The organism is Sorangium sp. So ce321 (genome assembly GCF_051530195.1).
In the GTDB taxonomy this organism is placed as follows: domain Bacteria; phylum Myxococcota_A; class Polyangia; order Polyangiales; family Polyangiaceae; genus Sorangium.
Genome location: NZ_CP150329.1, coordinates 2,692,229 through 2,705,185, shown reverse-complemented (window position 1 = coordinate 2,705,185; position 12,957 = coordinate 2,692,229). Strand labels below are relative to the sequence as shown.

Genomic DNA, 12,957 nt, shown 5'->3' with positions numbered 1-12,957 from the left:
TCAAGTCGTCGAAAGCCGCGGAGCGTCAGGAGCTCCCGCATTTTGCGTGAAGGTTCTCCGTCCGCGCGTAACAAACTGCCCCATGGGGCAGTTTGGCGCTCTGGTCAGCTTTCTCACGTTGTCGGGAGATGGCATTCAGGTAGCACCCGCTGAACGGCCCCCTCGCGGTTAGGGGAGAAACATCGCTGCGGCGCTCGCGCGCTCGCCCGGGTGTTCCAAGGGCTGCGCTTCGCTGGATTCACGGGAAATCGCGCAGGCGGAGGCGGGACGGACCAGCGCGCCTGCGCCTGTCGCGCGCGCTCGATCGCCCGCGCCGGGCGACCTCAGGGGGCGACGCAAAGTGTACGACTGCGAACAGGACATACAGGCACGATCCTTGAATTCGCTCGCTCAGCGCAGCCATGAACACCCTTACTTCCGAGCGACCCCTGGCGATGATCAGCAAGCAGACGCGGTCGGCGGCCGCGTGCCGGCCTGCGATGTCCGCCGCGCGTCACGCGGTCCTCGAGGGCGTGACGATGAAGCCCATGAACGTCGCCGAGGCGCTCGTCGCCCTGGAGACGGTCGCCGCGCGGCTGCGCGAGAAGAACGACCCGCGGGCGGTGTTCCCCGACGTCTACGCCGTGATCACGCGCCGCGTGAAGGAGGCGGTCGTCGACGGCACGGACGACCGGTTCCTCGAGCCCGCGTGGATCTCGCGCCTCGCCGGGATCTTCTGCGAGTACTACCTGAAGGCGCTGGAGGCGTCGCTGGACGGGCGCTCCACGGGCGTCGAGGCGTGGGATGTGGCGTTCCAGTGCAACAGCGCGGGTGGGACGGCGGCGGCGGTTCACGCCCTGCTCGGCATCAACGCGCACATCAACTACGACCTGGCCCTCGGGCTCTACCAGAACATCGTCCAGCACGGCGCGGTGCAGGACGCCCGGCTTCTCGGCCGCTACCGCCACGACCACGACCTTGTGAACGAAATTCTCGCGGCGGCGATGCCGGAAATCTTCGCAATCCTGAGCGATCGTTATGGCTGCCCGCTCGCCCGGATCGCGACCGTCACGAAGGACGTGCAGCGGACTGTCTCCAGCGTCGTGCTCTTCCTGCTCCGGAAGTGGCGCGACAGGGTCTGGGACGACCTGCTCTCCCTGCTTGCGACGGCCGGCGACCTGGACCGGCGGACGGTGGTCACCCGGATGAACCGGAACGCGGGGAAGGTCGCCCGCACGTTCGCGGCGGGCAACGGGGCGCTCCGCGTGGGAGCCCCGCTCGTCCGGAACGCCGCGCTCACGCTGGCGATGGCTGCCTGACGCGGGCCATCCCCGCGAGCTGGCCGCAGGCGCCGCCCACGTCGCGCCCCCGCGGCCGCCGCACCAGGGTGGTCACGCCGTGCGCGGACAGCCGGGCCACGAAGGCGTCGAGCCGCGCCGCGGACGGCGGGCGGAGCGCGGGATCCGGGCCTGGGTTGCAGGGGATGACGTTCACGCGGCACCGGAGCCCGGCGACGTACGCCGCGAGGAGATCTGCGTCCTCCGGCGCGTCGTTGTAGCCGTCGAAGAGCACGTACTCGAACAGCACGCGCCGGCCCTGCGGCATCGACCGCGCGAGCGCCTCCTTGAGGGCCGCCATCGGGAAGCGCGCGTTCACCGGCATGATCGCCTGCCTGCGGGCGTCGTCCGGGGCGTTCAGGCTGACGGCGAGCTCAGCGTGCGCGTCGCGGAAGAACGGCTCGATCTTGTCCGCCACCCCGACGGTGCTCACGGTCACGTGCGACGGGGCGAACCGGAACGCCCGCGGGTCGGTGAGCAGCCGGATCGCCTTCAGCACCTCGCCCAGGTTATCGAACGGCTCCCCCATCCCCATGAAGACGAGGTTCCTGAGCGGCGCGCCGCCGCGCTGCGCCGCGAGCGCGCGCGCGATCCGGACCTGATCGACGATCTCGCCGGCGGCGAGCTGGCGCGCGAGCCCGAGCCGCCCCGTCTCGCAGAAGGCACAGGCGCGGGCGCAGCCGACCTGGCTCGAGACGCAGAGCGTCGTGCGGGCCGGCCCCGGGATGAGCACCGACTCGATGAGCGCGCCGTCGCGAGCGCGCAGGACGAGCCGGAGCGTGTCGTCCGTCGAGGGCGCCTGCTCGGCGATCTCGAGCGACGGGGCGGGATCGAGCGCGAGCAGGGCCTCATGCGCCCACGCCCCGATGCCCAGGGCGGCGAGCGCGGCCGCGTCCCATGCAGGCGCGGGCTGCAGCGCGGCCGGCTCCGCCCCGAACGCGTGGCGCACCACCTTGCCGGCGACGGCGCGCGCCGCGGACGCCGTGCCGCCGGCCTTGAGGAGGAGCTCCGCGAGCGAGGAGGCGTCGTGGTCGGCAAGCCGTGCGCCGGCGCGCGCGCTCCTCCGGACGAGCGGGCGCGCAGCGAGCTGCGCGGGCGCGTCGCTGGCGCCGAGGGCCGGCGCGTCGCTGGAACCGAGGCGCGGCGCGTCGCTGGCGCCGAGGGCCGGCGCGTCGCTGGCGCCGAGGGCCGGCGCGTCGCTGGCGCCGAGGGCCGGCGCGATCTCCTCGGGGAATTCCGGAAGGCGCATGCGCACCAGCTAGCACGCCGCGCGCGGCGCCGCGCGCCCAGCCGCCGCCGCGCGCCTCCGGACGGCTCCGCCAGATCGGGCGTCCGCCGGCTCCCCTCTTCATGTCGTCACGCGTCTGTCAATCTCGACCGGCGCCCCGGGCCAGCACCGGCCGGGCATGGACGAAACCTGCGCGTCGTCTGGGGCCATCGGGTGGCCAATCTGTGGACAACCCTGTGGAGGGGCCAAACCCGGGTCAGGCGCGTGATTTTTGGGTTGCAGATCGGTGCCGGAGGAGGGACTTTAGCGCCCGGAAGCTCTGCGGCGGTCGGGCCGCGGAGTGCCCGAGATCGCAAGATAATCGGTGAACTTGGTGTGGGCGGCGCGTCCATGCCCGGGCTGGCCCATGGTCGGCGCCGGGGTCTGGAGGAGCTGCCGCCCCCGCGATCGGACGAGGACCCGGGCAGCTCCGCGAGGTGCCAGGGGACACGTGCGGGTAATCCACAAGCTGGGCACAACCTGTGGATTACTTGCCCGTTCCGTGCCCGCCGTGGGACGGAGGTCGGGCGGCCAGACGGCCGGCTTTCGGATTTTTGTGGAGCTCGTGGCCGCACCTGTGGACTACGTTGCCGGCCGATGTCCGTACGCAACGGCCCCGCTCCCTGCGCGCCGCGCGCGCTGCTCGCGATCGCGGTCAGCCTCTGCGGGTGGCTGACGGCGGGCGCTGCAGCGGCACAGGCGTCTCCCCGGGATGCCCAGGCGGAGGCGGCCCTGAACGAGGCGCTGGGGACCGATTACCTCGAGACCCGGTTCGACCAGGCGGAGCGCAAGCTCCGGGCTGCCATCGACGCTTGCGGCGAGTCGGGGTGCTCGCCCGCGGTCAAGGCCAGGCTGTTCGTCGCGCTGGGCTCGGTGCTCGCCCAGGGGCGAAAGGAGCTGGGGGACGCCCGCGACGCCTTCGCGGACGCCCTCCGCATCGATCCGTCCGCGCGGCTGGACCCGGGCCTGGCGACGCCGGAGGTCTCGTTCGCGTTCGAGCAGGCGCGCGCCGCGACCGGTGCCGGCGCGTCCGCCGCGGCCGGCGCGCGGCTGCAGATGTCGCCGCCGCCCGAGCAGCGCGTCCGCACGCCCGTCCCTCTTTATATCGAGGTGCCGGCCGACCTGCTGTCCAGCGTGAAGCAGGTGACCGTCTGGTACCTGCCGCCCGGCGAGGACGAGTACCGCCCGCTCGTCATGAAGAAGCTGCGGGGCCAGGGGTTCGGCATCAACGTGCCGTGCTCCGCGCTCGAGAAGGAGGGGACGCTGCGCTACCACGTCGCGGCGGTCGACGAGGACGGCGCGATCCTCGCGAGCGCGGGCGCGCGCGACGCCCCGCTGGCCACGGAGATCAAGGCGCGCCCCGCCGCGACGCCGCCGCACTGGCCCGGCTACGCGCCCCCGGCGACGTGCGCGGCGCCCGAGAAGGAGCGGCCGCGGCAGTGCCTCGACGACCGGCAGTGCAACGGCGGGCTCGCCTGTGTCGGCGGCTCGTGCGTCGCGCGATCGGCGTCGTCGTCGACGGCGGCGGCGGAGGCGGCGGCGGATGTCCGCAGGAACTGGGTCTCGCTCACCTTCTCCCCCGACGTCGCGCTGCTCTCCGGCCGGGACGTGTGCACGGTCGCGTCGCAGGCGAGCGACAACTTCGTCTGCCTGCGCGGCGACGGGACCCGGTATGACGGCACGCCGACGCCGGGGGTCGCGAACGACGTGAACCTCGGCTTCGCGCTCGCGACGCTGCGGGTGGCGATCGCCTACGATCGGCTCCTGCTCGACAACCTCACGGTCGGCGGCCGCGTCGGCTTCGCCGCCGGCGGCACCTCGGGCGGCGGCGCGTCGTTCCTGCCGCTCCACCTCGAGGCGCGCGCGCAGTACTTCCTCGCGGCGCGGCCGTTCGAGCAGCTCGGCGCCCGTCCGTTCGTGCTCGCCGCGGCAGGCGTCGCGCAGGTCGACGCCGAGGTCGACGTGGAGGTCCTCGAGGACGCGGACGCGTGCGGGGCGGGCGCCGGCATCACGAGCCCGTGCACGAGGTCGGGCCGGAGCGGGCGGCTCGAGCCCCGGCAGCAGACGCTCGCCGCGACAAGGCAAGCGGGCCAGGGGTTCGCGTCTGTCGGCGTGGGCGTCGCGTACGCGCCGCTCGACGCCGTCTCGCTGAACCTCGCGGTCCGCGCGGGGCTCACCTTTCCCGCTGTCACCGCCGTCCTCTCCCCGGAGGTCGGCCTTTCTCTGGGGTTCTGAATGGCCGATTCCTCGGATCTACGCCGGGGCGCGACGCCCCCCGGCGCGCTGCGCAACCCGAAGATCGATGCGGCGGTCGAGCGCGCCACGCAGCTCGGCGATCCGGCCGAGCTGCTCGCGCTGCTCGATCGGAGCTCGGGGCTGCCTGCCCGGCGGGGCGGCGTTCGCGCGCCAGGCCCCGACCTCGGGCCGAACGCGCCCTTGCCGCGCGTGAACCTGGATCTCGCCCGGGCGGTCGGCGCGGCGATCGCGGACCGCGGGCCGCCGGCGGAGCGGCTCGTGCGGGCGCTCTGCGCGAGCACCGAGGAGTACGCGCTCATCGTGGCCGCGCAGGCGCTCGCGGCGATGGCGACGGCGACGGCGACGGCAACGCAAGGAGCGCAGGCGGCGCGGCCGGGGGGCGCCGCAGGCGCGGCGAGCCCGCAGCGTGGGCGCGGGGCGCGGGGCGCGCGGGGCGGGTTCGATCCGCTGGGGGAGCTCGAGCAGCTGGCCGAGGACCCGCGGCGCGTGGTGCGCGACGGCGTCGTGGCGGCGCTGCGCGCCGTCATCGCGGCGCGGGGCGACGCGGCGGTCGGCGAGCTCGCGTCCTGGACCGACGGCTACCTGCAGGCGTACGTCGCGCTCGAGGCGCTCGCGGAGCGCACGCTGCTCACGGGGATCTCGGCGGGCGCGGAGGTCGTCGCGCGCCTCGAGGAGGCGTTCGCGATGGCGGATCGCTCGCCGCGCGCCGACGAGCGGCTGCAGGGGCTGCGCCTGCTCCGGCAGGGGATGCCGGCGCAGATCGCGACCTTCGCGGCCCGCTTCCCCGAGGTCGTGCGCTGGCTTGAAGAGAGGACGCAGGTGGAGCGCCCCGAGTCGCGCGACGTCGTCGCGCAGGCGATCGCCGCGCTGCGGAGAGGCTCGTTCTCGGACGCGGAGACCGCCCGGCTCGGCGCGGCGCTCACCGCGAGCGCCCCGCCGGCGCGCTACGCGGCGCGCATCGTCCAGGGGACGCGCAAGCGGAGCAAGGGGCGGCGGTAGAGAGGATCGGGCGCGCGTTCTGCGCACCAAACGGTCGCGTAAGCTCATGAGCGTGATAGCCACTCACGGATAGTGGATATCGCCATCGACTCGAACGCTACCGCATCACCAGCCCCACTCGGCCGGCTCCGAAGAGCGGATTATCCGAGCTGGAGACATGTAGTCGAGCACCACGAAAGAGATAGCTCACCAGGGCCTGTTCGTCGTGCCTGTCGCGCGCAACCGTCATCGCGGCTAGGCGAGCAACGCCAGTGAGCTCGTGGCCTGTCGCGCCGAGGAGACCGTACAGCGCGAGTAACGCATGCTGACCTTCCCGGCTCATGGCGGTGAGGCGCGGGGGCCTCCCTCAGCTCCGCCGGCGCATCGGGACCAGCTCAGGCGGCCCGCTGCGAGCCGTCCGGCGCCCCGGCGTCCCCCGGCTGCTCCCCTGCCGCCTCGGCGAACAGGAACTGCAGCGCTCCCGGGGCGCGCCGGCGCCAGGCGTCCTCGCTGTGGGTCCCGGCCTCGTCCGGGCAGAAGAGCAGGTTGGCGTCGCTGTACCCCCGCTCGCGCAGGTGCTCGACGAGCCGCGCGGCGTCGCGCAGCACCGAGCCGCCGTCCTCCTGGGCGCCGGCGTCGACGTACAGCCGCGAGCTCGCCGGGACGGGCTGCGCCGCGATGAAATCGAAGATCTTGCGCTCCGCGAACCAGAGCGAGGGCGACATGCACAGCGCCGCCCCGAGCACATCGGGGCGGCGGAAATGGGCGTAGAGCGCCGCGAGTCCCCCCATCGACGAGCCGCCGATCGCCGTGCCCGCCGGGTCGCGCCGCACCGCGAAGCGCTGCTGCACCGCCGGCACGATCTCGGAGGTGAGCCAGCCGAGGAAGTCGTCGAGCCTCCCCTCGCTGCCGTCGCCCGGGAACGGCGACAGCTCGGTCAGCCGCTCGCCCCCGCCGTGATCGATGCCGACGAGGACCGGCGCGACGAGGCCCCGATCCGCGAGATCGCGCACCGCCTCGTGGAGGTGCCAGCCGCCGCTGTACGAGGGATCGTCGTGGAAGACGTTCTGACCATCGAACAGGAAGAGCACAGGCGAAGGCTCGGCGTGCGCCCCCTCGCTGGGCAGGTAGACGCGGACGTCCCGCTCGCCCTGGAAGCCGGGGATCCGATACGGCCCGAGGAGATAGATGATGTGTTCGGCCATGACATTCTTCGAAGCGGGCAGTGGGCGCGCCGCGCGCACCGCCAGGACACCGTCTGTCCCCAGGAAGGCGGGAAGTCATGGATCTGCTTCCGACTCCCCACCTTCCTGGGCGCTACCCCGGATCGAGCGTGGGATACCTGCTCCCCACGCCGATCGGACATCTCGAGGGCGCCCTCGGTGAGCAGCGCCCCGTGAACAGCCGCGTCCTGACGGCCTTCGCGATTCTTCGCTTGCGTGGATGGTTTGCCGTTGTACCGCCCGGTGGTCCGGTCATCCGGTCATCGCGACGTGAAGCAATCGCCGGGCCGAACCGCGGTGGTCGCGCTCCGCCGGGGCGAACAGCGCAGATCGGGTGTGCTGGCACCCGATCTGCGCTGAGCCGCCGTAGCAGAACGCCTCAGACGTGACAGGCTGCTCCGGGCAGGCGCGCTGCTCAGTTGCAGCTCGCCTCGGAGCTGCCGCCGAACGTGGTGGTCCAGTAGGACCCGTAGGTGCCGCCCCCGGTCGCCCGCCCGATGCCGATCACCCGGAAGCCCGTTCCGAGCATGTTCTTGTTGTGGCCGTCCGAGTTCTTCCACTGATCGAACGTCCCCTGCGCTCCCGAGTTGCCGGCCGCGATGTTCTCGGCCATGGCGGTCCCCCCGCAGCCGAGCTCGTAACAGGCGTTGCACATGCGCGCCCACGGCGTCCGGCCGTCGAGGCTCGAGTGCGAGAAGTAGTTCTGATCGCGCATGTCCTCGCTGTGCCCCTGGGCGGCGCGGCTCATCGAGGTGCAGGCCGAGAGCGCCCCGAGACCCTTCTCGGCGCGGTACTGGTTGATGAGGCGAAGGAAGGCCTGCTCCTCGGTGTCGAGCGTCGTGGTGCTGGGCCCCGCGCCTTCGCACGTCTGGCAGGCGCCGCAGTCGCTCGCGCAGCTGGAGCAGTCCTCGCCCGCGCCGCACACGCCGTTGCCGCAGACCTCAGCGCCCGTGGAGCCGCCCCCGCCGGTCGTCGAGCTGCCCTCGCCCGTCGAGCCGCCCCCGCCGGTCGTCGAGCCGCCCTCGCCCGTCGAGCCGCCCTCGCCCGTCGAGCCGCCCTCGCCCGTCGAGCCGCCCCCGCCGCTCGTCGAGCCGCCGTCCGGCGCCGGGGCGCACGCGGCCTGGACGTAAAGCCGCTTCGTGGTTCTCCTGCACGGGTCGCCGAAGGTCGCGTTGTTCGCGAGCACGGTGCAGCTCGATTGCCCGACACACGCGCGCTCGACCACCGACTTCGACGTCGACGCGTTGCACGTGGTCGCCGAGAAGCCCCCGCAGGTCCCGCGAGGCCGGCCATAGCTCGCGAACTCGATCGCCGTGATGACCTCCCCTGCCGGGCAGGAGAGCGTGACGTCCGCGCCCTCTGCAGCGGTATCGCAGACCGACCCCTCCAGCGGATCGGACTTCCCGTCAGACAGCTCCTCGTCGACGCCGGTCGAGCTCAGACAGCCCACGGCAGAACAGCCAGCGATGAAGGCGAGGACAAGCGTCCGATGCAAGGCACTCATTAATATACTCCTAGTTCTGTGAGCCTGTCCCAGCCCGGCTCGCACCGGCGCCGCGGCTCGCGCCGACGGTCGCGCCGGGGCGCCAGCGCCGCGACAGGCCACCCCAGTACAGCGTTGTTCAGGGGGCCGAACAGCGCCCTGCGCTCTCGAGCGCAGCGCAACGCCTCCCTTCAGTTCGCTCGAGACACGGTGTCACCTGAACCCTGGCATGTCCAGAGACGAAACAATCGAGCATGCATGATTTGACGCTCCATCGCTGGATCTTTCCAAAAGCCGTGAAACCAACCTGTTCGAGCCTCGATGAGAGAGGATTTGTTCAACCGAGATCGGTGTGCGACAGGGCGCCAGTGGGACACCCCATCTCCCTTGAGCCGAAGGGTGGGTGTCCGTGCGCCGGGAGGAGACCGCGGCCAGAAGAGCCGCGGCCAGATGACGATCGACACAAGACGTCCGCGCGCGCGTCGCGCCGGGAGCCGAGGGGTCGCGCCGCGCGGCCGGCGTCGCACGGTCGATGCGCTCCTCCGGGACACGGCACACGGCGCGATCCCTCGGCCCGGCGCGACGCTCCCGGTTGAAAGCCCCCTGACATCTCGACGAGGCTCCCCGGTCGTCGCGGGGTCGCAGCGAGGTCGGACAGACCGCTCAGCGCCCTCGCCCGCCGCCGTCCGCGGCAGAGCCTGCCCTCGGCCCCGCTCCGCTCGCGACGGCTCCCCGGGCAGCGCACCGCAGGGCCGCCCCCTCGGCGGCTCCTGTGCTATGACCGCCCTCCATGCGCCTCAAGGACCGCGTCGTCTTCATCACCGGAGCTTCCCGCGGGATCGGACGGGCCGTCGCCCTCGCCTGCGCGCGGGAAGGTGCGGATATCGTCGTCGCCGCGAAGACGGAGGTCGCCGAGAACCCGCGCCTCCCGGGCACGATCCACGATGTCGCCCGCGAGGTCGAGGCGCTCGGTCGCCGCGCGCTGCCCCTCAAGCTCGACGTGCGCGACGACGAGGCCTGCAAGGCCGCCGTCGCCGCCGCCGCCGAGCGCTTCGGGCGCATCGACGCGCTCGTCAACAACGCGGGCGCGCTCTGGTGGGCCGATGTCCTGGACACGCCCATGAAGAAGTTCGACCTCATCATGGGCATCAACGTGCGCGCGTCGTTCGCCCTCTCGCAGGCGGTGCTCCCGCACATGATCGCGCAGCGATACGGCCATATCATCATGATGTCGCCCCCCGTCGACGCCGCGGCCTGCGCCCACCACGGCGCCTATGCGGTCTCGAAATTCGGCATGACGATGGTCGCCCACGCCATCGCCGAGGAGTACGCCGATCAGAACATCACGGCCCACGCCCTCTGGCCCGCCACGGCGATCGAGAGCTACGCGACGATGAACTTCGGCCTCGGCGGCCCGGAGCTGTGGCGCAAGGCGGACATCATCGCCGACGCGACGCTGGCGCTGCTCTCGCGCGAGCCGTCGGCCCGGCGCGGCAAGGCGTGGGTCGACGAGGCGCTGCTCCGCGAGGAGGGCGTCACCGACTTCTCCGGGTACCAGTGCGTGCCCGGCGTGGAGCCGCCGCAGTTCCCCTTCACCGCGATCCCCAAGGCGACGACCACCAGGAAATGAGGCGCGAACCGTGAGCCGCGACGACGACGAGGACGAGGACGAGAAGGCGCGCCCCGGTGCCGGCGGCGGCATCAATCCAGGGGCAGAGCTCGCCGCGGTCTTCGACGACCTGGAGACGCTGCTCAAGAACGGCGACGTCATCTCCGCGCTCACGTCGCGCGGGGTCAACGCCAGCATCGCGCTGCTCGCCGCCGACGCGCTCCGCGCCTACCTCGTGGGCCACAAGGCCGACGCGGCCGAGGACTTCGCGACCGTCGCCGAGGAGATCCGCGGCCGGCTGGCCGCGAGCGCCGAGGGCTCGGGGACGGACGCGGGATCGCAAGGAGAGCCGTCACGCTCGAACGGGAGGCGCTGAATGAGCACGAGCTTCGAAGCAGAACAGAGATCCCAGGCGGGCGACGGCGCACGATCGGCGCCGCCCTGGGCGCCGGCCGAGGCCCTCTCCGGCGCCGACTACTCGGCCGTCGAGCTCGCGCAGGGCGACGACCGCGTGTTCCTCCTGGAGCAGCGCGAGCTGCCCGAGCGCGAGCGCTACGTGACCGCGACCGACGCCGCCGGCGTCGCCGAGGCGATCCGGTCGATGGTGGTCCGCGGCGCCCCGGCGATCGGCATCGCCGCCGCGTACGGGATGGCGCTCGCCGCGCGCGCCGCCCGGGGCGAGGGCGCCTCCGGCTACGTCGCCGCCATGCGCGCCGCGGGAGAGCACCTCGCCTCCGCCCGGCCCACCGCCGTGAACCTCGGCTGGGCGGTGCGCCGCGCGATCGCCGCGGCCCTGCAGCACGCCGGGCGCCGCGGCGAGGAGCGCGCGCGGGAGCTCGCCGAGCTCGCGCGCGAGATCCACCGGGAAGACGTCGCCGCCTGCCACCAGATGGGCCGCGCCGGCGCGGCGCGCCTGCCCGAGTCCGGCACGGTCCTCACCCACTGCAACGCCGGCGCGCTCGCGACGGGCGGCTACGGCACGGCGCTCGGCGTCATCCGCGCCGCCATCGCCGAGGGCAAGACCATCCGCGTGCTCGCGTGCGAGACCCGCCCGTACCTCCAGGGCGCCCGCCTCACGGCGTGGGAGCTCCAGCGCGACGGCGTCCCCGTCGAGGTGATCTCCGACTCGATGGCCGCGTGGTTCATGCAGAAGGGCGAGATCGGCGCCGTCGTCGTCGGGGCCGACCGCATCGCCCGGAACGGCGACGTCGCGAACAAGATCGGGACCTACGGCCTCGCCTGCCTGGCGCGCCACCACGGCGTCCCTTTCTACGTGGCCGCCCCCTGGAGCACGATCGACCTCGCGACCGAGAGCGGCGCGTCGATCCCCATCGAGGAGCGCAGCCGCGACGAGCTCGCCGTGATCGGCGGTCGCCACTTCGTCCCGCCCGGCGTGCCCGTCCGCCACCCGGCCTTCGACGTCACCCCGGCCGAGCTCGTGACCGCGATCTTCACCGAGCGCGGCAAGCTGACCTCGCGCGAGATCAGCCGCTCCGTGCCGCCGCCGGGCGCCTAGCTCCGCCCGCGAGCAGCCCGGCGCCATGGGACGGCCGTCCGCCATGGCAGACGGCTGTCCCATGGCGCCGGGCTTCTGCGCCGGTTCGCGGCGGCTTCGCGCGGGCGGCCGCCTCCCCCTCGCGCTTCCCCTTCGCATGGGCTAAGGACAGCCCTGATGGCGCAGTTCTCGCCCAAGCCTGAATGGCTCAAGGTCCGCGCTCCCGGAGGGGACACCTACCACCACCTCAAGGAGACGTTCCGCAAGCTCGATCTCCACACGGTCTGCGAGGAGGCGCGCTGCCCGAACGTCGGCGAGTGCTGGCGCGAGGGGACCGCGACCGTGATGCTCCTCGGCGACGTGTGCACGCGCGGCTGCCGCTTCTGCGCGGTCACGACCGGCGACCCGCGCGGCGCGGTCGACGTGCGCGAGCCCGAGCACGTGGCCCGCGCCATCGCCCGGCTCTCGCTCCAGTACGTCGTGATGACCATGGTCAACCGCGACGACCTGCTCGACGGCGGCGCCGACCACGTCGCCCGCACCGTGAGCCGCCTGCACGCGCTCCGCCCCGACCTGCTCATCGAGACGCTGGTCGGCGACTTCCAGGGCCACATGAGCGGCGTCGACACCGTCGTCGACGCCGGGCCCGACGTCTTCGCCCACAACATCGAGGTCGTCCGCCGCATCACGCGCGTCATCCGCGACGTCCGGTCGAGCTACGACCAGTCGCTCGCGGTGCTGCGGCGCGCGAAGGAGCGCCAGCGGCGCCTGGCCGCGGACGCGGCGGAGCGCGGCGCGCCGGCGCCGCGGCGGCTCACCAAGAGCTCGATCATGGTCGGCATCGGCGAGACCGACGACGAGGTGCTGGAGGCCCTGCGCGACCTCCGCGAGGCCGGGGTGGACATCGTGACCATCGGCCAGTACCTCCGCCCCTCGTCGAAGCACGCGCCCGTGCAGCGCTTCGTCGAGCCCGAGACGTTCGCCGCGTTCGAGCGGGCGGCGCTCGAGATGGGCTTCCTCTACGCCGCCAGCGCGCCGCTCGTGCGGTCGAGCTACAAGGCCGCCGAGGTCTTCGTCCGCAGCCTGATGGACCGGAGCGGCCCCGGGCTGCCCGCCGCGTCCGCCGGCGCCCCCGACGGCGCCGCCGGCGCGGCGCAGGTCGAGGCGCTCCTCGAGGAGCGGCTCGCCGTGGCGCGGCGCGAGGCGGCCCGCCTCTCCGCGGAGCTCGCCCCGGACGAGCCCCACCCGCTCGACGCCGTGGCGGCGGCGTCCGCCACCCCCACGCAGCTCGTCCCCGCGACCTCTCTCGTCCGCCGCTGAGCGGGGCTCG

General features: G+C 73.2%; 10 protein-coding genes. 7 read left to right on the top strand and 3 right to left on the bottom strand.

Going from position 1 to position 12,957, the window contains the following annotated elements; translation table 11 throughout:
* Positions 1-401 precede the first annotated feature (401 nt).
* Positions 402-1,298 (top strand): DUF5995 family protein, encoded by an 897-nt coding sequence (locus WME89_RS10535; protein ID WP_438009088.1) that lies wholly within the window; start codon positions 402-404, stop codon positions 1,296-1,298.
* Here WME89_RS10535 and rlmN read toward each other — a convergent pair.
* Positions 1,276-2,565 carry a 23S rRNA (adenine(2503)-C(2))-methyltransferase RlmN gene (rlmN, locus tag WME89_RS10530; protein ID WP_438009087.1) on the bottom strand — a complete coding sequence of 430 codons (1,290 nt, stop codon included), beginning with the start codon at positions 2,563-2,565 and terminating at the stop codon, positions 1,276-1,278. The genes WME89_RS10535 and rlmN overlap by 23 nt on opposite strands.
* Positions 2,566-3,180: 615 nt before the next feature.
* Here rlmN and WME89_RS10525 point away from each other — a divergent pair.
* Together WME89_RS10525 and WME89_RS10520 are read left to right on the top strand one after the other, a co-directional pair.
* Positions 3,181-4,818, top strand: a complete 1,638-nt coding sequence (locus WME89_RS10525; protein WP_438009086.1) for a hypothetical protein — start codon at positions 3,181-3,183, stop codon at positions 4,816-4,818.
* Positions 4,819-5,838: a hypothetical protein gene (locus WME89_RS10520; protein WP_438009085.1), complete on the top strand. Its 1,020-nt coding sequence runs from the start codon at positions 4,819-4,821 to the stop codon at positions 5,836-5,838.
* 374 nt (positions 5,839-6,212) lie between these two features.
* On the opposite strand, the gene WME89_RS10515 is transcribed toward WME89_RS10520, so the two are convergent.
* Positions 6,213-7,022, bottom strand: a complete 810-nt coding sequence (locus tag WME89_RS10515; protein ID WP_438009084.1) for an alpha/beta hydrolase — start codon at positions 7,020-7,022, stop codon at positions 6,213-6,215.
* A gap of 433 nt (positions 7,023-7,455) precedes the next feature.
* The gene (locus WME89_RS10510) at positions 7,456-8,535 is read right to left on the bottom strand and encodes a CAP domain-containing protein (protein ID WP_438009083.1); all 1,080 of its coding nucleotides are present in this window, start codon (positions 8,533-8,535) and stop codon (positions 7,456-7,458) included.
* A 778-nt stretch (positions 8,536-9,313) separates the two neighbouring features.
* On the opposite strand from WME89_RS10510, the gene WME89_RS10505 reads away from it, so the two are divergent.
* The 4 genes from WME89_RS10505 (at position 9,314) to lipA (ending at position 12,947) form a co-directional block, all read left to right on the top strand.
* The gene (locus WME89_RS10505; RefSeq protein WP_438009082.1) at positions 9,314-10,153 is read left to right on the top strand and encodes an SDR family oxidoreductase; all 840 of its coding nucleotides are present in this window, start codon (positions 9,314-9,316) and stop codon (positions 10,151-10,153) included.
* A 10-nt stretch (positions 10,154-10,163) separates the two neighbouring features.
* Positions 10,164-10,508 (top strand): hypothetical protein, encoded by a 345-nt coding sequence (locus WME89_RS10500; protein ID WP_438009081.1) that lies wholly within the window; start codon positions 10,164-10,166, stop codon positions 10,506-10,508.
* Positions 10,509-11,648, top strand: coding sequence for an S-methyl-5-thioribose-1-phosphate isomerase (gene mtnA, locus WME89_RS10495; RefSeq protein WP_438009080.1), 1,140 nt, complete (start codon positions 10,509-10,511; stop codon positions 11,646-11,648).
* A gap of 156 nt (positions 11,649-11,804) precedes the next feature.
* Positions 11,805-12,947, top strand: a complete 1,143-nt coding sequence (gene lipA / locus WME89_RS10490; RefSeq protein WP_438009079.1) for a lipoyl synthase — start codon at positions 11,805-11,807, stop codon at positions 12,945-12,947.
* Positions 12,948-12,957 lie beyond the last annotated feature (10 nt).